Below are 21,513 nucleotides of genomic sequence, written 5' to 3' on the forward strand. Positions count from 1 at the left end.
AAAAGAAATGAATTGGCTTTAATTTGCTTTAAATATAAGGTAAAATTAAATAAAGAAAAGAATTAAAACAGGAGAATCGGCTATGATTGACATAGAGGGTGTAGTTGAAGAAATAATTTTTAGAAATGAACAAAATGGTTATACGGTTTTAGAATTAAGTACCCAAGGTTTAGTAGTCACTGCTGTAGGTTATATGCCTTATGTAAACATTGGGGAAAGAATTAAAATTGAAGGAGAATGGGTAGAACATCCTGATTATGGTGAGCAAATTAGGGTTTTAAATTATGAAACCTTGGCTCCCACCACTTTAGAAGGAATAGAAAAGTTTTTATCTTCTGGCTTAATTCCTGGAATAGGTCCTATTACAGCAAGAAAAATTGTAAAAAAGTTTGGCGTTGATTCTTTAAATATAATTGAAACTGCACCAGAAAGATTAAAAGAAATAAAAGGTCTAAGCGATGAGAAGATAAAAAGAATTTGTGAAGCTTATGAAATGCAAAAGGGCATAAAAGAAGTGATGGTATTTTTGCAGGGGTACGGTATTTCCACTGCAATGGCTATAAAGATTTATAAAGAATACGGAAACAACGCGATTGAAATTATTAAGCAAAACCCTTACAGATTGGCTGACGATATATTTGGAATAGGATTTAAAACTGCAGACAAAATAGCAGAGAACCTAGGAGTTGACCCTCATTCTCTATATCGCATATCTTCTGGTACTCGATATGTTTTGATGCAGTATGCGGCAAATGGTCACACCTATGTGCCGAAAGAATTGTTAAAAAAGAAGCAGCAAGTTTGTTAGAAGTAAGCGAAGAAGAAGTAGAAGATTCTTTTGTGCTTTTAGTACAAAATGAAAAAATACATATTGAAACTTTTGAAGATAATACTGTAGGAATCTACTATATACCTTATTATATAGCTGAATTACACACAGCAGAGAGATTGTTTAACATGACGCTAATGGAAAATGAAGATTTAGGCTTAGATGTCCAAAAAGAAATTAGAAATTTTGAAAAAGAAACAGGTATTTTGTTGGCAGAAAATCAAAAATTGGCTGTAGAAGAAGCTGTTAAAAATTCTGTTGTTGTCATAACGGGAGGTCCAGGCACAGGAAAGACTACGATAATAAATTGTATAATACGTATTTTTGAAAAAGCTGGTAAAAAAGTGGCTCTTGCAGCCCCAACAGGAAGAGCCGCAAAAAGGATAACAGAAGCTACTGGAAAAGAGGCAAAAACTATTCATAGGCTTTTAGAATATACTTATTCGGAAGAAGAAGGGAAGGGATTTAACAAAAATGAAAAAGACCCATTAAAATACGACGTTATAATAGTTGACGAAGCTTCAATGGTAGATATATTGCTTATGAATGCTCTATTAAAAGCCATACCTATAGGAGCAAAGCTGATTTTAGTAGGGGATGCTGACCAACTTCCATCTGTTGGAGCGGGAAATGTCCTAAGAGATATAATAGACAGTGGCATAGTAAAAGTGATACGGTTAAAAGAAATTTTTAGACAACAAAAGCAAAGCTTGATAGTGGTAAATGCTCACAAGATAAATAATGGAGAATATCCCACCTATAACGATAAAAATAGTGATTTCTTTTTTATAAATGCCAACACACAAGAGGATATATTAAAAACCATATTGGAGCTTGTGACAAACAGACTTCCTAAAGCTTATGGATTTCATCCTATTAATGATATTCAAGTACTTACCCCTATGAGAAAAGGGATAATTGGTGTTCACAATTTAAATTTAGAGCTGCAAAAAGCATTAAATCCCCACGACAAAACTAAAGCCGAAAAAATAATGAAGGAGTTTGTCTTCAGGGTGGGGGATAAAGTGATGCAAATAAAAAATAACTACAAGATAAAATGGAAAAAAGGCGAGGAAGAAGGAGAAGGAGTGTTTAATGGAGATATAGGAATAATCCAATCAATAGACGAAGAATTACAGGAATTGACTGTATATTTTGACGATGAAAAATTTGTCACTTATGACTTTTCTGATTTGGATGAACTAAATTTGTCTTATGCTATAACAGTGCACAAAAGCCAAGGCAGTGAATTTCCTGTTGTCATAATGCCAATTACTTATGGGCCTCCTATGCTACTTACAAGAAACCTTTTGTACACCGCCGTTACAAGGGCAAAGAAATTGGTTATTTTGGTGGGTCAAGAAAAATATTTGAAATTTATGATTGACAATAATAGAATCTCAAAAAGATATTCAGGGCTTCTTTCAAGGCTTAAAAAAGCACTTTTGTATGTAAATTAAATTTTGCATTAAATAAAAGGAAATTTAGTGTAAAATGATAATTTTCAATTAATTTTAACAGAAGAGTGCCGATATAGATTATAAGAAAAAATATTGTAAGGGGTAAAAAGATGATTTTTTTAGACCTTTTATTTCCACCAAAAACAACCTGTATTATTTGCAAAACTGCTATAAAAACAGGATATTTATGCGACAAATGCAAAAGCACATTAAAATTTATTGAGGGTAATAGGTGTAATATTTGTGGTAAACCAATAGACTATGAAGGAACATGTCTTGATTGCTTAGAGCATGGCCATGAATTTAAACAAAATATAAGTCCTTTTGAATACGATGGTGTTGTAAAAGACTTAATAGGGCGGTTCAAATATTTCAAAGAAAGAGAATTGGCACCTTTTTTTGCAGAGTATATGGCTGATGCAGTTAAAAAAATGGACTGGCCTATCGATGTCATAGTACCTGTTCCTCTTCACAAAATTAGACTTGACGAAAGAGGTTACAATCAGTCAGAACTTTTGGCTAGAGAACTTTCTTATCGATTGAATATTTTTATGTCTAAAGCTTTAAGAAGAGTGAGAAATACAACAACACAGACTGCTTTGCACAAAGAAGAGAGGATAGAAAACGTAAAGGGTGCTTTTAAAGTGACTTACAAAGATACTATTGTTGGGAAAAATGCGCTACTGGTAGACGACGTGTTGACAACAGGTGCTACTTTGGACGAGTGTGCCAAAGTCTTAAAAGAAAATGGGGCAAAAGATGTATATGTGGTTACTATAGCAACTGGCAAAAATATGTGATGGGGAGTTTGAAGTATCAAAAAGGGGATGAAAGGAAATGGAAATAAGAAATTGTAAAAGGTGCGGAAGGCTTTACACGTATACAGGAATTGATTTATGTCCAGAATGTTATAGACAGGATGAAGAAGATTTTATGAAAGTGCGGGATTATTTAGATGCTCACCCTTCAGCTACCATGCTGGAAATATCTCAAAATACACAGGTTTCTACAAAGAAAATAATGGATTTTTTAAAGGAAGGCAGGCTTATTTTAACCTCTAATAACGTCAATATAGGTCTTAGGTGCGAAAAATGTGGTAAACCAATACTTACAGGTAGGTTTTGTGACGAGTGCAAAACCAAATTAGCTAAGGAATTAATGAAAGGCTATTCGATTCAATCCGATGACAAAGAAGAAGAAAAACAAACAGGAGAGAGGCTGTACGTTTATGAAAACCAAAAAAAGAAAAAATGATTTTTATATTAAACTTTTAAATTATTAAGTCGATATTAGTAGTAGTACGGGGGTGTTAAAAATGAAAATTTATAACAACAATATTGAAAAAATAATGTCAGTTTATCGAGTAGATGCAGTAGAAAAAGTTACCAGCAAGAAAGCGGAGATAAAAGATAAAGTTGAGATATCAGAAGAAGCAATTAAACTTGCACAAAGTTCAAATGAATTTGAAAGGATTAAGAATCAAAAGATTGAAAACATAAAGTCAATGCTTAATGCAGGAACTTACAATGTAAAAGCTGAAGATGTGGCGGATGCTATTCTTAAGGGAATATTGTTGAATAAAAAAATTTAAAAAGGGTGTGCTGGCAATGGCTAATAGCCAAAAGCTTGTAGATGTATTAAGGGGAGAAACAGAAATTTACAAAGTTTTATTAGACTTAGCGATAAAAAAACTGATATTATAATTGCAGGGAAAGTAAAAGAATTAGATGAAATAGTTCAAATAGAGAAGCAACTTATAAAAAAACTTATGGAATTAGAAGAACAAAGAGAGGATATATTGGAGAAGATTGATATAGAAGGCAAAATGACAATAACCGACTTGATAGAATCCATTTCTTCAGAAGAAGCAGAAAACCTAAAAGATATCAAATATAATCTGACTAATATTTTAAAAGAACTTGAAGAAAGAAACAAATTAAATGCTGCTTTAATTGAACAAGCGTTAGAATATATAAACTATTCTATTCAAACAATATCAAGTGCCTTAGAAAGTGATGATGGTGTTTATGGGAATAGTGGCAATATAAAAAGGTACACCAGCCTAATTGACAAAAAGGCATAGGGGGATGAAGATGTCTACTTTTCAAGGATTAGAAATAGCAAAGACAGGATTGTTTGTAAGCCAAAAGGCTTTGGATGTCACTGGACACAATATTGCAAATGCTAATACTCCTGGGTATACTCGTCAAGTAGTAGATATGGCCTCAATTGCACCACCCACTACTTTTGGCATGTATGACCAATGGGGAAAAGCCATAGGAGAAGGCGTAAAAATACAGGATATAAGGCAAATCCGCGACCAATTTTTAGACAACCAATTCAGAAGGGAAAATAAATTTTTGGGTGAATGGGAAACAAAAGCGCAAGTTTTAGCTGCTGTTGAAGATATATTTAACGAACCTTCAGATAGCGGAATAAACACAGTGCTTAATGACTTTTTTAATTCCCTTCAAGAGTTATCCAAGAATCCCGAAAGTTTGACGGTAAGAGCGGAAGTTAGAGAGCGAGCTATTGCCCTTGCTGATGCTTTTAATACTGTATATCAGCATCTTTATGATAAATTAAACGAATTGAATTCCACCATACAAAGTAGAGTTGCAGAAATAAATTCATATGCCGACAGAATAAGCAAATTAAACAATGAAATATATAGATTTGAACTTACCGGACAAACAGCAAATGACTTAAGAGACCAGAGAAATCTTCTTGTTGATCAGCTTTCTAAGTTGGTGAATATTACTACTTACGAAGATTCTAATGGAAATTTCAGAATCGACATAGCTGGACAAGCTTTAGTTGATGGGTCGACTGCTTTTACTATGAGTATGGATAGCACTGGAAATGTCGTATGGGATTTGACGGGAACCTCTGTAAACCCTTCAAGTGGTATATTAAAAGGCTTACTTGATATGAGAGATGGAGATGGCACCAACGGGATAAAGGGAATACCATATTATATAAATGAATGGAATAAGTTAGCATATAACATAGCGAAGGAAATAAATGCTGTCCATGTGTCAGGTTATGGTCTGGATGGGTCTCATGATATTCCCCTTTTTGGTGGTTTTGATACGACTGTGGCATACGATTCAAAAGTTCAATATGCGCAATTAATTAAAGTAAGTTCACAAATATTAGCATCAGATGGACTTCAAAAGATAGCTGCAGCTTCTGATCCTAATGCTTTACCGGGAGATAATACAAATGCTTTACAACTTATTGGACTGAGGGATATACCTATTCAAGGACTGAATGGAGCAACATTTGATGATTTTGCAAGGTCTTTAATATCAAATCTTGGAGTGGATGCCCAGCAGGCCAATATGATGCAACAAAATCAGCAGGTCATGGTAAAACAAATTGATTTAAACAGACAGTCGGTATCTGGTGTATCCTTAGACGAAGAGATGACAAACATGCTAAAGTATCAAAAATCCTATGCTGCTTCTGCAAGAGTGATAACAGTTATGGATGAACTTTTAGATACTCTTATAAATAGGATGGGCATTGTAGGGAGATAATATGTCATCCTGAGACGAAGCCGAAGGATCTCAGACCCAAGAGGAATACCATACAGTATTAGACTAAGGCAGGTGTAAAAAATGAGAATTACAGATAACATGCTTATAACGAATTTTTTAAACAACTACAACAATAACCTTGAACGATTACAAAAAAATCAAAACATGTTATCTACAGGCAAAAGAATATCAAGGCCTTCTGATGACCCTGTTGCAGTAGCTACAAGCCTACGTATTCGAACAGATATGGCAAGAAACGACGCTTATACCAAAAATGCTGATGATGCAAAATCCTGGTTGGACATAACTGATACTGCTTTAAGTCAATTGAATGACCTGTTACAACGCACAAGAGAATTAGCAGTTGAGGGATCTAATGGGACTTTGACACAAACAGATATGCAAAAAATAGCTAACGAGATAGAGCAGTTAAAAGCGCAGATGATACAAGTAGGGAATACTCAATACAATGGAAGGTATATATTTGCAGGTTTTAAAACTACAACCCAGCCTTTTAGTGAGACCAAGAATTCTTATAGTGGTGATAATGGTGTAATAGAGTTTGAAGTAGGTGCTGGGGGAAATAAGATAGCTGTAAATGTGACGGGAGATAAAGTTTTTGATGTATCTGGAGGAACCTCTCAACTTCTTACTGTGATGGATAAACTAAAAAATGCATTAGACTCGGGAGACCACCAGGCTGTAAGTAATTTAATAGCTGATGTAGATAAACAATTAGAAAATGTACTGGCTGTAAGAGCAGAAGTAGGCGCAAAATCAAACAGACTTGACCTTATACAAAATAGGCTCCAAGATGATAATTATAACTTTACGGCTTTACTTTCAAAAAATGAAGATGTAGATTTAGCGCAGGTTATTACAAATCTTCAAATGGATGAAAATGTCTATAGAGCTTCTTTAGCAGCAGGTGCGCGCATTATACAGCCCAGCCTCATAGACTTTTTAAGGTGATAATATGAGCATAGTGATACATCAGACTTTTGGCAGGATAGGTATAAATACTACTCCTGCCCAAATTTCTATAGAAAGCCCAAAAGCAGACCTTGAAATAAAACAAATACCTGCGAAAATGGAAATAGACCAAAAACTTCCTCAAGTATATATAGACCAGTATCAGTGTTTTTATGAATCAGGGCTTAAAAGTATTTTTGACCTTGTCCATGATGAAGCCCAGATGAGCAAACAAATAGCTCTTGAAGCAATAGGTAAAATTGCTGAAGAGGGGCGTTTTCTTGCCTCTATAGAAAACCATCAAAATGCTATTGCAGAGTTAGCTAAAAAAGCGATGGAGCATGAGGTTACATTTACAATTGACCTCATGCCAAAATCAAGACCTAAAATATGGCTTGAGGGATATTTAAACATAAATTGGGAATTAGGCAGTGCAGAAATAAAAGCAATACCACATAAGCCTCAATTATCCGCAATACCAGGCCATATAAACATTTACATGAGACAATATCCTTCAATAAAAATAGAATATGTGGGAAACAATTTTGATAAAACGGTTTAGCTTTTATTGTTTTCCTGTTTTCCGTGTCATTTTGAGACTGAGCGTAAGCAAAGTGGAAGAAATTTATACTTTTTCCCTCATGTCATTCTGAGACTGAGCGTAAACAAATTCGAAGAATCTATACATTTTCTCTTATGTCATTCTGAGACATGCGGAGCATGTCGAAGAATCCCAGACCAGAGAGGAATACCTATAAAACCCGAATATGAAAGTGAGGATTTACTATGCAAATAAATACAAAAAACTTTGGCATCATAGAATACAATCCTGATGATGTCATTTACTTTGAAGAAGGAATACCAGGCTTTGAAGACTTACACAATTTTTTAATAATTACTGACAACAAAGAAAACATGCCTTTTAAATGGCTTCAAGCAATTGATAATATAGATATAGCGTTTGTAGTTATTGACCCTAGAGTTTTTAAACCTAATTATACCTTTGAAATTGATGAAGAATTAATACAAGCTCTTCAAATTGAAGATGTAAACCACCTTCTTATATATGTCATTGTGGTAATCCCCGATGAAATAGAAAAAATGACAGCAAACCTAAAAGCCCCTATAATTATAAATGCTAAAAATAACAAAGGCAAACAAGTTATTCTTGACAATGATGAATACTTAATAAAGCATCCAATATTGGAGGAACTCAAAAATGCTTATTCTAACGTAAAGTAGGTCAGGCCATAATTATAGGGGAAGGCATAGAAATTAAAATATTAGAAATTGTTGATGGCCAAATAAAATTGGGAATTACTGCGCCAAAAAACATATCTGTTTTAAGAAAAGAGCTTGTAGAAATCAAAGACGAGAATTTAAAAGCTGCATCTGTAAACAAAGAAGCTTTGAGTAAAATAGAAAATTTTATTAAAAAACGCTAAAGTAAATGCAAAATATATCGATATATATAGTGAAAACAAAAGATAAAACAGTTGGCCAACTGTGGACCTTAAAAACTTAAAAAGGCAAGGATGCCAAATAAAAAATTCAAGGAGGAAGGTAAAATGATTATCAACCACAACTTAAGTGCTTTAAACGCATGGAGAGCACTTGCAATTAACACTGCAAATACACAAAAGGCATTAGAAAAGCTTTCATCGGGTTACAGAATCAACAGAGCTGGCGATGATGCAGCAGGTCTTGCAATTTCAGAAAAAATGAGAGCACAGATAGCTGGATTAAATCAGGCTCAAAGAAATGCTCAAGATGGTATATCCCTCATTCAGACAGCTGAAGGCGCATTGACTGAAACACATGCAATACTTCAGAGGATGAGAGAGCTTGTAGTACAAGCTGGTAATTTAGGTACAAATCAGACAGAAGATTTACAAGCAATACAAGATGAAATAAATCGTCTAAATGAAGAAATTACAGGTATTAGTGAACGTACTCAATTTAATGGGAAAACATTGCTTAATGGAAATTATACATCTACACCATTGATATTCCAGATAGGGGCTAATCAAAATCAACAAATGAGTTTGACAATTGGTGCAATGGATGCTAGTACTTTAGGAGTAAATACTATATCTGTAACGACTTTTGCAAGTACCTCAGATATTAACGAAGCTTTAAGTGCCATTGACGCTGCTATAAATACGGTTTCTTCACAACGTTCTGCTTTAGGTGCTACACAAAACCGCCTCGAACATACAATTAACAACTTAGGTGTTGCATCAGAAAACCTCACAGCAGCAGAATCACGTATAAGAGATGTAGATATGGCAAAAGAGATGATGGAATTCACAAAAGACAACATACTGAACCAAGCAGCGACAGCAATGCTTGAGAGAATGGCTGCATGAGCCATTTCTCACAGGCGTCCTGAGAAGCAATTCTCAGGAGTATCACCGGGTGAATTGCTGGAAAAGCCTTAGAGCCCTTTATACCACAGCATAGCCGGAAACGGCAAGTGCGATGGTTTGAAAAATAAAGGGATTGGCCAACCAGCAGCCAAGCTCCTGTACCGAAAGGTTGGAGAAGGTTCAACGATCAGGACATACCACCTAAGGGCATAAAGCCTATGGTGATGAAGTCCGTAGGGTTAAAAGATTTAACCCGAAGCGCCCGGCCCCTATCAGATAACTACTGATAGGATGAAGATATGATCTATTCGGTATCCGAAAGGAACCGGCCTGGAAGAGCTCAGGCAAATCAATTACCACAGACAGTATTGCAATTACTAAGATAATTTAAAGGGAGGCGTTGCCTCCCTCAAATCATGTTTTTGGCTTTTAAGTCTCTTATTTTCCATATTATGCCCCAATACGTTCTATTTAACTTATTAGCAATTTCTTTATCTGAGAAACCTCTTTTTAAGGTCAACGATTTTGTCTATATCCTCATTTGTATACGAAAGGAATTTCCGACTATAAAATTACTTAAATTTATTCTTTTGTCGTTTTAGTTTTCTTCAAAGATTCTTTTCTCAATATTCCATTTATAATCCATTCCATAATCTACATTCATATTGTTCTTGAGAAAAGTGTTCTCTATAATAAGCATTTCTGCTTATTGGGGCCTATGACAAATTTCCATCACCTAAAATACTACCAATAATTATATTTAACTGATAATTGGTTGGATGCAAATCTGGAATAGTTGATAAATATTTAGCTTCTTTTGCTTTTAAAAGTAATTCATACTGTTTTTTCATATACTCTTTACTTTTTCTGATATTATATTTTGATGCCACTCTCCTGACTGATTGCTCGGATATACCGAGATACTTTGCTAAAACTTTATTGTCTGTATTAGGATAAAATTTTTGCAAATATTCTAATTTGTCCATAAAATTATCAGCCCTTCAGATTATTTTTGCCTTATTCTAACATACAAAAAATTGAAATCTATTTTTACAATTAACATCAAATAGAATTTTGTCGATATATACATTAAAATGGAATGAGAAGAGGTAGCTAAATGAATCAAAAAGTATTATCAAAGAGTTTTGATAAAAAAGCAAGTTTAGAGTAAAGTTTTAAATTATTCTAGTTGGTCTGACAACAGAATGAATACAAAAAGTAGATACAGGAGGAAATTTAATGAAAAAAGTTTTGATAGGCACTACTGTAAGGCAAAAACCAGAAATTTTAAAAGAGTATTTATTATCACTAAAAAATCTGAAAAAACAGAATTTAAAAGTAGATTATTGTTTTGTTGACGATAATGTTGATCCAGTTTCAAAAAGTTTGTTAAAAGAATTTAAAGATAACGACTCTATTATTTACATTCTTGATTCTAAAAAGGCAGACATAGAGTATATCAAAGATTCCAATACTCATTACTGGAATGAAGAACTAGTTTGGAAAGTTGCCGAAAACAAAAACATGATATTAAATATGGCCAAAGATAAAGGGTATGATTTTGTTTTCTTTGTGGATTCTGATATAGTACTACATCCTAACACGTTAGAACATTTAGTTTCGTTAAATAAAGACATAATAAGTGAAATATTTTGGACTAAATGGAAAAAGAACTTAATTGAATTACCACAAGTATGGCTTTCTGATCAATACAATTTATTTTATAAAAATAGGGAAGAGAATGTTACAAATGAAACTATCAGTAGACAAATTAATGAGTTTCTAAATCTTTTAAAAGTTCCAGGAGTATATAAAGTTGGAGGAGTAGGAGCTTGTGTATTAATAAGTAGAAAAGCAATATTGCAAGGAGTTTCTTATGATAAGATATATAATATTTCATTATGGGGAGAGGATAGACATTTTTCCATAAGAGCAGTAGTATTAGGTTTTGAACTATATGTTGATACACATTTTCCTGCTTTTCATATATATAGAGATGAAGATTTGAAGCGATTAGAGAAGTATAAAAAATATATTAGAAAATATAAAAATCATGTTTTTCTACCTGGTGATAGAATAGCAAAAAAAGGTTATAACAGATTGACATTATCTATGATAGTAAGAAATGAAGCTGATAGGTATTTACCTAATGTATTAAAACAGGCAGCACAATTTATTACAAATGCTGTAATTATTGATGATGCTAGCACTGACAATACAGAAAATGTTTGTAAAGAAGTCTTAAAAAATATTCCGTTAATTTATCACAAAAATAAATATTCAAAATTTTCTAATGAAGTAGAGTTGCGGAAACAATTATGGGAATTAACAATATCTACTAATCCAGATTGGATTTTGTGTATTGATGCAGATGAATTATTTGAGGATAAAATAGTGAAAGAAATAAATAATCTAATTAATCAACCAGTTTATGATGTAATTGCATTCAGAATATATGATTTTTGGAATGATAAACAATATAGAGAAGATAAATATTGGAACGCACATAAAAGATACTGGCCAATGTTAGTTAGATATCAACCCTTTTTTGAATATCGTTGGAAAGAAACACCTCTATACTGTGGGAGATTCCCAGCGAATATTACAGAATTGCCAATAATGAAATCTAATGTAAGGATAAAACATTTTGGATGGGCTCGAGAAGAAGATCGAATAAATAAATACACACGATACTTAGCATTAGATAAAGAATTTAAATATGGGATAAAAGAGCAATATTATTCTATTCTTGATAAAAATCCCAATTTAGTAGATTGGATTGAAGAGGAAAATATAGAAAGTAATCAATCTCTTTCTCTCTGCCTTATTACAAAAGACGAAGAAAAAAATATAGCTCGTTGTATAAACAGTGTTAAAGATATTGTTGATGAAATAGTTGTTGTTGATACTGGTTCGAAAGATAAAACGGTAGAGATTGCGAAAAGTTTCGGGGCAAAGGTTATACATGCAAAATGGGAGGATGACTTTAGCAAAGCCAGAAATGTAGCTATAGAAAATGCTACATCTGATTGGATATTGTTTCTTGATGCAGATGAAGAAATTAGAAAAGAGGATGTATCAAAAATCAGGCCACTTTTAAATGATGATACGGTAGAAGCGTATATTTTTAAATTTATAAATTATGGAGGAACAAATGTAGCAAACGGTTTGACTGAAGTGCATTACAATTTTAGGTTATTTAGAAATAATGGAAAGCTAAAGTATATTTATCCAATCCATGAAAACCTAAGAAACGTAGAAGAAAACAGATTGCCTATTTTTAAAAAAGCAGATGTGACGATACTTCACTATGGGTATCTTTTAGAAACACGGATAGAAAAAAATAAAACAGAGAAATATATTAGGCTTATATCAAAGTACCTTGAAGAACATCCTGATGATAAATTCCAGCACGGTAATCTTGCAGTAGAGTATTATAATGCAAAAGAATACCATAAAGCATTGAAACATTTGCTAATAGCCACAAAAGGAATGAATGTTAATTCTCCTTCTGCTACGCGGTTAATAAGATATTTGATAGCAACCTATACTGCATTAAAAGACTATGACACAGCATTAAAAATTGCTAATGATGCAAAAGCCTTTTATATTGATATACCTGATTTTAAGTTTCTTGAAGGTATGATATACGCAGAGCAAAAGCGTTACGAAAAAGCGATAGAAATTTTTAAAGAATGTGTTGCAATGGGAGAATATAATGGAGATTTTATAACAATGGGAGGAACAGGAAGCTATCGGGCAAAATATATGACTGCTCTTTGCTATGAAAAACTTAATAAGCTCAATGACGCAGTTAGAGAATATATTGAAATATTGAAAGAAAATCCAAATTATCAAGAAGTGTTTATAAAACTTTTTGATGTGTTGATAAAAAATGAACCGCCTGAGGATGTGTACAGATTTTTTGAAAAACATGTGGATACTAAAAATCCTGTAAATAATGCTATATTAGCAAAGTTATATATTAATTTAGGAATGTTTGAAATGGCAAAAAGATATGTTGATAACATAAATATCGATATAGAGGGATTAAACAGCTTAAAGGGAACTGTATATTTAGGACTTAAAGATTATAAAAAAGCAATCGAGTATTTTGACCTGGAGTATGGCAAAGCAAAAGAAGAGGCAACGTATCAAAAAGTGCTGTGTTATATACTTTTAAAAGAAATGGACAAGGCAAAAAATCTATTATGGGAGATATCAGAATCTTCTGACAAGAAATTGTATATGACAATAGTTGGAGAAATGAAAGCAAAATTTGAAGAAGTTAGAGATAGTTATTTCAATTTACTTGATATGCTTATTAAATTCCAAGAATTTGATTTATATAATACAATACTGGGGTTGTATGTAAATAGATTTGGAAGAGAGGACTATGAAAAATATGGACAACTTATGATAAGGTACGGATTAGAGGATTTAGCTATGGAAGCATATATAAGGGCAGCTGATTTAAACAGCCAAAATCCTGAGGTATATAGATATCTTGCTGAAAGAGCATTAGGACAAGATATGTATGATGAAGCTTTATCATTGGCAGCAAATGCTTTTAATATTGATAGAATGGATATAGATAATTATGTATTGATATACAAGATATACAAAACTATAGGAAAGCATGATGAAGCTGAAAAAATTGACAGGATGATAAAAGAGATATACCCAGAGATAAATCTCAAGGACAGGGCATCCTTATAATTATTCCTTAAGAGAGGTCAATCCTCTCTTTTATTTTTTTGAGATAGTGTCAAGATACTGTAGGATTTTTTTAAGACAACCCCTGAAACTTAGTTAATTTCAGCCTTCAACTTATCATGCTTTTTATATAACTTGTGCATATTTTAATGCTCTTAAAACCCTATATATTGGCGTTACTTTCCCTATATTCAAAACCGTAATATTGTTTATTTTTTCATTTGTAGACGTTTTAACTCTCCTTACCGCTTCTTTTATTTGCTTCTTCGTTAATTTGTAACTTCCTGCATTTATATTCTTTTTCTTACCCCATTCTATTTCTCTTAAATCTCCTCCGTGTCAATTCTCAAATTAAATCTCCAAAGATTTTCAAATTATAATGGCATTTTTTAAGTGCATAAAAGTATTTTTTCTCAAATTATTACAGACTGATTAAAAAATTTTTTCACTTTTTAAGAGCATTACCGCCAAAATATGTTAATATCTGTTATTGGCAATTTGAATTAATTGATGTATAATAAAATGAGAGTAGCGAAAGCTACTACTCTCATAAACTGATTTCATTTTGTGCCTGGTATATTACTTCTTCATCTATCTCTCTTAGCCTTTTAGAATACGCATAGAGAAGAGAAGTTGTTACCAGGTTATTTATTATCCTTGGCAGCCCTTTTGTTAGAGAATATATCGCTTCATATGCTGATGGTGTAAATATATCATCCACCACTCCGGCTATTTTCATTCTTGTTTTTATATAATCTTGAATTTCTTCTTTTTTTAGCCCTTGCATCACATACTTTATAGAAATTCTTTGCCTTAGTGCACTGTTTACATTCAAGGCTAGTTTGTTTCTTATGTGTGGTTGTCCTGAAAGTATCAGTATATACGGGTTTTGAGAATCCATATTAAAGTTAAATATTATTCTCAAATCTTCAAGAACATCATTAGAAACCAGTTGTATCTCATCTAATATTATGACAGGAGTTATCTTCTGGCTATAGTAAAGTTCTGTTATCGCTCTTTGTATCTGGTGAAAGAGCGTTACTTTTTTGTATGAGGGGGTTTCGCCTAAAATCATAGCTAATGCTTGATAAAATTCTCTCACCGTGAGTGTAGACAGAGCAAAGTAACATGGTTTAAATGTAGAATGATTGAGGCTTTCAGCATATCTTCTTAATGCGGTAGATTTGCCTGAACCGGCCTCCCCAACGATAAGTCCTATACCCCTTGTTTCTTGCAAATATTTTAGCCTGGCATTTAATTCAGCAATGTCTTCACTTATGTAAAGGTCGTTTACACTTATCTCTTTAGAAAATGGATTAAATTTCATTCCAAAATATTGGGTAAACATTGTAAACACCTCTTTTTTAATCAATGATATCATTAAAGGATATTACTGTGGAATTAGGTTTTGCAGTAAAATCCACAGTATCTTCTTTTTCGCTTACAACTTTTCTGTCTTCGATATATTCTACAGGAATTTTAGCATTCTCATGAAAATTTACCTTATACGCTTCCCCTACTTTTTTGCCTTCATGAAAAAGTAGAAGGGGTGTATTATCCTTAAGCCACTGCGGGTCATATCTGACTTCTAAATGCATACCTTTAAACTTTTCTTCTGTTTCATAAAGGATATTTTCCACTTTAAGTGTAGCATCTTTGTTTACTTTACGATTTACTCTTATAAGAAAATATTCATTCAACATATCTATGTCTTTACACATATTTACCCTTGATATTTGAGACATGAAAAAATCTAAAGGACTCATGCCAATACTGCTGTGTTCTTTTCGGTTGTAATCCTCCTCCAGCCATTTAAAAAACATCATATTGAGTTCATCTATACTCTTTATGGATGTAGGATCTATTGTGCTTAAAAATCTCATTCTCACCGTATGAAAGAATCTTTCTATTTTCCCTTTTGAATGAGGTGAAAAGGGCTCAGCGTGAATAAGAGATGTACCTAGTGAAGCACAGATATACTCCAATTGAGTGCTTCTATATATCTTTCCATTGTCAGTGTAGAGCATTTTGGGTATCCCCCTTCTTAGCACTGCTTCTTTAAATGAGTCTCTTAAAGCTAAAAAATTCTGGGTATAGTAAAAGTGAGCATAGGTACACAGCCTTGAAGCATCATCTATATATGCAATAAGATACGTTTGTCTCTTTGTTTTACCTTCTTTAATATATGGCCCATACATGACATCAGTTTGCCACAGTTCATTGATGTATTCATGGGAAAACCTCTTTGTTTTACCCTCTTTTTCTTTATCTAAAGATTTTACAGGAATGTTTTTCAAAAACCTATAGAATGTCGAAAGGGATACTTTATCCGGTGATATTATTCCCTCTCCTATCAATGTCTCATAAAGAAGTTTGTTTGGCATTTCAGGATGTTCAAGCTTCTTTTGCTTTATTCTCTCTGAAAGTTCAAAGTCTATCTTTCTGTATTTGCCTCTGTCACTTCGATACCCTGGCTTTAACGCTTCTATACCGCCTCTTAAATACTGATATAGCCACCCTCTAAGTGTCTTGGGAGTATATCTTCTCATTCCAATATAAGGTATCTCAATAGGTTTATCAGAAAGAGCATCAAAATATTCTTTCTGATTTTTTACCTGTCCGTTTAACACCGGACTTATCAGTGAAAATCTCTTTAATGCTATAGCTTCTCTCGCTTTTTCATCAAGCATTTGTATGTTCCCCCTTCACTTTTTTGATTTCTTAATCGTAATTTTAGCTCATACCTGGGGGATGTTAAAGGAAAAAGTTATGTTGCTAAGAAAAAATCAAAATTTTTATTTAAATCTTTCGGGTTTAATGCTAAAATTATGTGAGAGAGGCCAGAAATGATTTTTGGCAATAGGCATAAAACCGTTGGGAGAAGAGTGGTACAATGCTTATTATGTCCAAAATCTCTCTGGCCCTCTCTCTTTGTGAGTCAGTCTCAGATAACTTTATGTAAGGGTTTATTTGCCTTAATCCGTATATGATAAAACTTAAATTATTCATTATCCTTTTGGTGTAAAAATATATATGCTGTCTTGAAAATAGTATGGTAGGGAAGTTTCTTTTTAAGTCACTTATGAAAGAACTGACAGTTCTTTCTCTGAGGAGTGTTTCTTTTAAAGACTTTACAATCATATTGAAAGAATACTGAAAATGAGGAATACAGAAATCAGGAAGGTAGGATAGAGTCCTTTTACACACAGGGCATATATATCTTCTTATGGTTATTTTTATACAGTTAAGTCCGTCTAAATAGTAACGGTAATAAAACCCGTGCTTTTTTAGTTTTACTCTACACTTGCAATCGGGATAAGGACATCTATCTGGCGGGGCAGGGAAATTGTAATCTTTACCTTTATGTAAATACTCTTCAATGTTATCAACATGGAAAACTATTTGCATAAGTAACCTCTCCAATTAAAATTAATGCTAAAGGAATATGATAAATTTTTTTCATATTCCTTTAGCATTAATTTTATCACAAGATTATTTAATCTGAGAAATTTTATCGGTTTTAAGCTAAATTAATTTGAGAAATGACACCTCCGTTCTTGCTAAATACTCTTAATTTCGCCATTAACTTTAATCCTTCTCTACTCCACCCTAGTGGATTCCTACTTAATCTAGAAGAAAATACATGACTTATATGCCCTTCTGCACTGCACCCTATTACATCTTTGTCTTTACTGTATATCTCTACTCCTTCCCAATTATTTAGTATGTACTTCTTGGCCTCTTTTACCTTCTCTTTTTCTCTCTCTTCCTCTGCTGCCTTTATTAACTCATCCAATACCTTCTTTACTCCTTCTTTATCCCCTTCATTTATTGCTCTCCATATCTTATCCCTATACTTTGGCTCTTTCGATGTAGCTTTTAATACGTATTTGTTTAAATGATATCTGTCTAGTACAAACCTTGATTTTACTATCCACTCTAATCCCTCTTTTATCCACGGTGCTCCATCTCCTGCTATGTATATCTTCTCTATCTTCTCTTCCTTGTAATTTTCTTCTATGTAATTTGCTATATCTATCCATATGTCTTCAGCTTTCTCTCCTACGTATGCCTTGTAATGCACATTTCTCAGTACATTTCTACCATTTTTCTCTTCTTTACCTTCATGTATGTATATCAATCGCGGTGTTTCATTGCTGCCATCTTGCAAAGGCACATGGTCTTCATCTGCTTCTATGTATAATACCCTTACTTCTTTCTTCTCTTTTATTTCTCTCTCTACCTCTACTTCTCCTATTTCCCTTATTGCGTTTAATACCGTCTGTTTACTTAGCTCCTCTGGACATGCTTTTTTACTGCTTATTTCATATGATTCTTCTATCGCGCTTTCTACTAACTTTATTTTTACACCTTTTTCTATCCTATCGTGCCGCCCTATCTCTAATGCATCATCTACCAAGTATGTATATCTTCCATCCTCTCTGGATTTGTAATATGTCCTCTCATATTCTATATCCCCAAGGATTGTCGTTAATCTCTTTTTATCTTTCCTCTCTACTACCCATTTCTCTTTCCTTCTCTTGTCTTCTTTTATTATCTTATCTAACTCTTCAATAATTGCTTCTATTGCCTCTCTACCTAGTTTGTCCGTCAGTTCCTTTATCCTTGCTGCAAGCTCTGTAATATTCATTCCTTTATTTAATAAATCGTCAAAAATGTCTACCACTTCTCTAGTGAAATTTAGAGCATTTTGTAGTATAATATCCTCAAAGATATTTTTTTTCACAAGAGACACCCCTTTCTGTATTGTTTTGTTTTCCATAATCTATTTTATCACAGGGGTTGTCTCTTGTTTTTTATCACTTAAAAAATCCTACGATAATTTTACACTATGATTTTTTTGAACAAAACTTTTTCACTTTAAAAATTGATGATATAATTATTTTAAGAGACAAGCTTAAAGGGAAGTGATGGTGAAGTGCAAACATTGAATTTGATAGAGATTTCAGACAAATCATCAAGCATTTTAAATAATGCTAAGCCTTTTTTAAAATGGGCAGGCGGAAAAACACAGTTATTAGATGAGTTATATAAGAGGTTGCCATCTTCTTTAATTCAAAGTGGTGAAATAGAGAGATATGTTGAGCCTTTTGTTGGTGGTGGTGCATTTTTCTTCTTTTTAAAAAGAAATTTCAAAATTAAGGAATCGTTTTTAATCGATATAAATAAAGAACTAATAATAGGCTATAAAGTAATTCAAAATAATGTGAATGAATTAATTGATGAGTTAAGTAGCATGGAAGAGAAATATCTAAAATTATCAGAGGAACAAAGGAAAGATTTTTACTATAACATTAGAGATGAGTATAATAGACAAAAGGACAATTTTGATTATGTAAATTACAATTTGGACTGGGTAAAAAGAGCAGCGTACTTGATTTTTTTAAACAAGACGTGTTTTAATGGATTATATCGTTTAAATAAAAAGGGTGAATTCAATGTACCGTTTGGGAAATATAAAAACCCTACTATTTGTGATGTTGACAATTTAATCGAAGTAAGTAAAGCGTTAGAGAATACAGAGGTCATTTGTGCAGATTTTGAAGAAAGCAAAAAGTATATACATAAAAACACTTTAGTTTATCTCGATCCTCCTTATCGCCCTTTAAACAATACTTCGAATTTTACAAGTTATAATGGGGACGGGTTTGATGATGATGACCAGAGGCGGTTAGCTCAGTTTTTTAAAGAAATGGATAAAAGAGGCGCATATCTTATACTTAGCAATTCGGACCCCAAGAATGAAGATGTAGATGACAATTTTTTTGATGAATTGTATGCAGGGTTTATTATTGAAAGGGTAAAAGCAAAAAGATATATTAACAGTAATGGGGATAAACGAGGAGATATAAGTGAATTGATAATAAGGAATTATGAATAGGGGGCTTAAAATGAAGGAATTATATATTGAATTCTTAAATGTAGAAAATGAGGAAAGTGTAATAGAAAAATTTCATGATACACTTGTGGACACAAATAGGAGTTATGACTTTTTTGTTGATTGGGACAAAGTAAGAAAACACGTTGAAGAACATAAAATAGAATTTAATATATTAAATAGTTTAATAGGAAGTAATCGGTTTGATAATGACTTAAGAAAAATTTTATTAAATTATCCTCGAGTGCTTCCTGTTATACCGATTTTATTAGCAATACGAGACCTTAATTTTAAAGTAATTCGCGATTTTACAGATAAAAACTTGGATACTGTGAATTATGACTTTAACACTAGAACTCTTACATCAGAAGATATTGATAATATTATAGAATTTTTTGATAAGACAGGCTTAAAGAGATTTTTTCTGGAAATGGGTACGAAGAGCGTACAAGATTATGTAATAGGTGTGGAAGTAGGCATGGATACCCATGCGAGGAAAAATAGAAGTGGAGATGCGATGGAATTATTATTAAAGCCAATTATTGAAGATATAGCAACAAAGGAAAAAGGATTTGAAAGAGTTTTATTTCAGAAAAATTTCGGATATTTGGAAACTAATTATGGTATAGAGGTTAACTCTTCAATTAAAAACAGAAAAGCTGATTTTATTTTAATCAAAGACAACAAAAAAGTTATCAATATCGAAGTGAATTTTTATTCAGGAACTGGTTCAAAACCTCAAGAAATAGTGGATTCCTACATAGAAAGACAGAATGAACTTAAAAATAATGGATTTGAATTTATTTGGATTACAGACGGAGAGGGATGGAGAGGACAGAAAAATCAAATTCATAAAGGATTTGAGAAAATAGATTATTTGTTAAATCTTCATTTTGTGCGTATTGGTTTATTGGAGGAAATATTATGCAGGATATAGATTTTAAAAAAGAAATAACTACTGTATGGTCGTTTCCTGAAAGGGGAAAATGGAAAACGCATAAGGGAAATTACAGAGGCAATTTTGCACCTCAAATTCCAAGGAATGTTATATTAAGATATTCCCAGGAAGGAGATTTTGTACTCGACCCTATGGTTGGGAGTGGTACAACGCTAATAGAAACTAAAATATTAAATAGGCGAGGTATAGGTTTTGATATCAATCCAGATAGTGTAGAGCTGACTAAAAGAAATTTAGACTTTGATGGAGATTATAAGTATGAGCAGGTTGTAAGGGTAGGGGATGTGAGAAATTTAAAAGAGATTAGTGACATCAGCATTGATTTAATAATAACGCATCCGCCGTATTTAAATATTATAAAGTATTCAAATGGGAGAATAGAAGGGGATTTATCAAATATATCTGATGTTAAAAAATTTTGCGATGAGTTGGAAAAAGGAGTTATCGAACTTTATAGAGTTTTGAAAGAAGACAGATATTGTGCTATTTTAATAGGAGATACAAGAAAAAGCGGGCATTACATACCTCTTTCATATTATGTAATGAGACTTTTCCTTAAGAATGGTTTTGTATTAAAGGAGGACATTATAAAAGTTCAACATAATTGTAAGTCTACACCTTATTGGGAAAGACAGGTAGAGAAATATAACTTTTATATGATTATGCATGAACATTTATTTATATTTAGAAAGCCTAAAAAAGATGAAAATTTAAATAAAATAAAATATAGCACGGGCTTATACTAAATGGCGGGGATTTCCCGCCATT

17 protein-coding genes and 4 pseudogenes are annotated in these 21,513 nt (G+C 32.7%); 15 read left to right on the forward strand and 6 right to left on the reverse strand.

Annotated features, from left to right (window positions below; translation table 11 throughout):
* Positions 1 to 82: 82 nt before the first annotated feature.
* The 11 genes and pseudogenes from OEI98_RS02685 to hag all read left to right on the forward strand — a co-directional run bounded on the left by OEI98_RS02685 (position 83) and on the right by hag (position 9,172).
* A pseudogene (locus OEI98_RS02685) lies at positions 83 to 2,289 on the forward strand (ATP-dependent RecD-like DNA helicase).
* 110 nt (positions 2,290 to 2,399) lie between these two features.
* Positions 2,400 to 3,089, forward strand: a complete 690-nt coding sequence (locus OEI98_RS02690) for a ComF family protein (protein WP_004400876.1) — start codon at positions 2,400 to 2,402, stop codon at positions 3,087 to 3,089.
* A 37-nt stretch (positions 3,090 to 3,126) separates the two neighbouring features.
* Positions 3,127 to 3,543 carry a TIGR03826 family flagellar region protein gene (locus tag OEI98_RS02695; RefSeq protein WP_004400874.1) on the forward strand — a complete coding sequence of 139 codons (417 nt, stop codon included), beginning with the start codon at positions 3,127 to 3,129 and terminating at the stop codon, positions 3,541 to 3,543.
* Between the two features lie 61 nt (positions 3,544 to 3,604).
* Positions 3,605 to 3,880 (forward strand): flagellar biosynthesis anti-sigma factor FlgM, encoded by a 276-nt coding sequence (locus OEI98_RS02700; RefSeq protein WP_004400870.1) that lies wholly within the window; start codon positions 3,605 to 3,607, stop codon positions 3,878 to 3,880.
* A 16-nt stretch (positions 3,881 to 3,896) separates the two neighbouring features.
* Positions 3,897 to 4,372, forward strand: a pseudogene (locus OEI98_RS02705) (flagellar protein FlgN).
* A 10-nt stretch (positions 4,373 to 4,382) separates the two neighbouring features.
* Positions 4,383 to 5,831, forward strand: coding sequence for a flagellar hook-associated protein FlgK (flgK, locus tag OEI98_RS02710; protein WP_266039443.1), 1,449 nt, complete (start codon positions 4,383 to 4,385; stop codon positions 5,829 to 5,831).
* 81 nt (positions 5,832 to 5,912) lie between these two features.
* Positions 5,913 to 6,803 carry a flagellar hook-associated protein FlgL gene (flgL, locus tag OEI98_RS02715; protein WP_019907383.1) on the forward strand — a complete coding sequence of 297 codons (891 nt, stop codon included), beginning with the start codon at positions 5,913 to 5,915 and terminating at the stop codon, positions 6,801 to 6,803.
* A 4-nt stretch (positions 6,804 to 6,807) separates the two neighbouring features.
* On the forward strand, positions 6,808 to 7,365 hold the full coding sequence (locus tag OEI98_RS02720; protein WP_004400865.1) for a DUF6470 family protein: 558 nt from the start codon (positions 6,808 to 6,810) through the stop codon (positions 7,363 to 7,365).
* Between the two features lie 224 nt (positions 7,366 to 7,589).
* Positions 7,590 to 8,045, forward strand: a complete 456-nt coding sequence (gene fliW / locus OEI98_RS02725; RefSeq protein ID WP_266039446.1) for a flagellar assembly protein FliW — start codon at positions 7,590 to 7,592, stop codon at positions 8,043 to 8,045.
* 8 nt (positions 8,046 to 8,053) lie between these two features.
* Entirely contained in the window at positions 8,054 to 8,248 is a 195-nt protein-coding gene (locus tag OEI98_RS02730; protein WP_266040548.1) for a carbon storage regulator, read from the forward strand.
* 123 nt (positions 8,249 to 8,371) lie between these two features.
* On the forward strand, positions 8,372 to 9,172 hold the full coding sequence (gene hag, locus OEI98_RS02735; protein ID WP_266039448.1) for a flagellin Hag: 801 nt from the start codon (positions 8,372 to 8,374) through the stop codon (positions 9,170 to 9,172).
* 716 nt (positions 9,173 to 9,888) lie between these two features.
* Here hag and OEI98_RS02740 read toward each other — a convergent pair.
* Positions 9,889 to 10,158, reverse strand: coding sequence for a hypothetical protein (locus OEI98_RS02740; protein ID WP_266039450.1), 270 nt, complete (start codon positions 10,156 to 10,158; stop codon positions 9,889 to 9,891).
* Between the two features lie 253 nt (positions 10,159 to 10,411).
* Between OEI98_RS02740 and OEI98_RS02745 the strand changes: the two genes are divergently transcribed.
* On the forward strand, positions 10,412 to 13,891 hold the full coding sequence (locus tag OEI98_RS02745; protein ID WP_266039452.1) for a glycosyltransferase: 3,480 nt from the start codon (positions 10,412 to 10,414) through the stop codon (positions 13,889 to 13,891).
* 123 nt (positions 13,892 to 14,014) lie between these two features.
* On the opposite strand, the pseudogene OEI98_RS02750 reads toward OEI98_RS02745, so the two are convergent.
* The 5 genes and pseudogenes from OEI98_RS02750 to OEI98_RS02770 form a co-directional block, all read right to left on the reverse strand.
* Positions 14,015 to 14,227: pseudogene (locus tag OEI98_RS02750) on the reverse strand (ISLre2 family transposase); the annotation flags it as partial.
* Between the two features lie 208 nt (positions 14,228 to 14,435).
* On the reverse strand, positions 14,436 to 15,236 hold the full coding sequence (locus OEI98_RS02755) for an ExeA family protein (RefSeq protein ID WP_266039454.1): 801 nt from the start codon (positions 15,234 to 15,236) through the stop codon (positions 14,436 to 14,438).
* Between the two features lie 16 nt (positions 15,237 to 15,252).
* On the reverse strand, positions 15,253 to 16,578 hold the full coding sequence (locus OEI98_RS02760; RefSeq protein ID WP_266039456.1) for a DDE-type integrase/transposase/recombinase: 1,326 nt from the start codon (positions 16,576 to 16,578) through the stop codon (positions 15,253 to 15,255).
* 136 nt (positions 16,579 to 16,714) lie between these two features.
* Entirely contained in the window at positions 16,715 to 17,296 is a 582-nt protein-coding gene (locus tag OEI98_RS02765; protein WP_074592986.1) for a DUF6431 domain-containing protein, read from the reverse strand.
* A 124-nt stretch (positions 17,297 to 17,420) separates the two neighbouring features.
* A pseudogene (locus tag OEI98_RS02770) lies at positions 17,421 to 18,635 on the reverse strand (ISLre2 family transposase); the annotation flags it as partial.
* Between the two features lie 192 nt (positions 18,636 to 18,827).
* Between OEI98_RS02770 and OEI98_RS02775 the strand changes: the two are divergent.
* From OEI98_RS02775 to OEI98_RS02785, 3 genes are read left to right on the forward strand one after another with little or no spacing between them, the layout of a single operon-like run.
* Entirely contained in the window at positions 18,828 to 19,790 is a 963-nt protein-coding gene (locus tag OEI98_RS02775; protein WP_266039458.1) for a DNA adenine methylase, read from the forward strand.
* Positions 19,791 to 19,800: 10 nt separating this feature from the next.
* Positions 19,801 to 20,724, forward strand: coding sequence for a type II restriction endonuclease (locus OEI98_RS02780; RefSeq protein ID WP_004400855.1), 924 nt, complete (start codon positions 19,801 to 19,803; stop codon positions 20,722 to 20,724).
* The gene (locus tag OEI98_RS02785) at positions 20,712 to 21,491 is read left to right on the forward strand and encodes a TRM11 family SAM-dependent methyltransferase (protein ID WP_003866878.1); all 780 of its coding nucleotides are present in this window, start codon (positions 20,712 to 20,714) and stop codon (positions 21,489 to 21,491) included. The genes OEI98_RS02780 and OEI98_RS02785 overlap by 13 nt, the downstream gene beginning before the upstream one ends.
* The last annotated feature ends 22 nt before the right edge of the window (positions 21,492 to 21,513 follow it).

The organism is Thermoanaerobacter sp. RKWS2, assembly GCF_026240795.1.
GTDB classification, from domain to species: Bacteria; Bacillota; Thermoanaerobacteria; order Thermoanaerobacterales; family Thermoanaerobacteraceae; genus Thermoanaerobacter; species Thermoanaerobacter ethanolicus.

Bases quoted from the DNA above. Each gene is read 5' to 3' on its own strand.
- OEI98_RS02690 (WP_004400876.1), top strand. From the start codon at position 2,400: ATGATTTTTTTAGACCTTTTATTTCCACCAAAAACAACCTGTATTATT.
- OEI98_RS02695 (WP_004400874.1), top strand. From the start codon at position 3,127: ATGGAAATAAGAAATTGTAAAAGGTGCGGAAGGCTTTACACGTATACA.
- OEI98_RS02700 (WP_004400870.1), top strand. From the start codon at position 3,605: ATGAAAATTTATAACAACAATATTGAAAAAATAATGTCAGTTTATCGA.
- flgK (WP_266039443.1), top strand. From the start codon at position 4,383: ATGTCTACTTTTCAAGGATTAGAAATAGCAAAGACAGGATTGTTTGTA.
- flgL (WP_019907383.1), top strand. From the start codon at position 5,913: ATGAGAATTACAGATAACATGCTTATAACGAATTTTTTAAACAACTAC.
- OEI98_RS02720 (WP_004400865.1), top strand. From the start codon at position 6,808: ATGAGCATAGTGATACATCAGACTTTTGGCAGGATAGGTATAAATACT.
- fliW (WP_266039446.1), top strand. From the start codon at position 7,590: ATGCAAATAAATACAAAAAACTTTGGCATCATAGAATACAATCCTGAT.
- hag (WP_266039448.1), top strand. From the start codon at position 8,372: ATGATTATCAACCACAACTTAAGTGCTTTAAACGCATGGAGAGCACTT.
- OEI98_RS02740 (WP_266039450.1), bottom strand. From the start codon at position 10,158: ATGGACAAATTAGAATATTTGCAAAAATTTTATCCTAATACAGACAAT.
- OEI98_RS02745 (WP_266039452.1), top strand. From the start codon at position 10,412: ATGAAAAAAGTTTTGATAGGCACTACTGTAAGGCAAAAACCAGAAATT.
- OEI98_RS02755 (WP_266039454.1), bottom strand. From the start codon at position 15,236: ATGTTTACCCAATATTTTGGAATGAAATTTAATCCATTTTCTAAAGAG.
- OEI98_RS02760 (WP_266039456.1), bottom strand. From the start codon at position 16,578: ATGCTTGATGAAAAAGCGAGAGAAGCTATAGCATTAAAGAGATTTTCA.
- OEI98_RS02765 (WP_074592986.1), bottom strand. From the start codon at position 17,296: ATGCAAATAGTTTTCCATGTTGATAACATTGAAGAGTATTTACATAAA.
- OEI98_RS02780 (WP_004400855.1), top strand. From the start codon at position 19,801: ATGAAGGAATTATATATTGAATTCTTAAATGTAGAAAATGAGGAAAGT.
- OEI98_RS02785 (WP_003866878.1), top strand. From the start codon at position 20,712: ATGCAGGATATAGATTTTAAAAAAGAAATAACTACTGTATGGTCGTTT.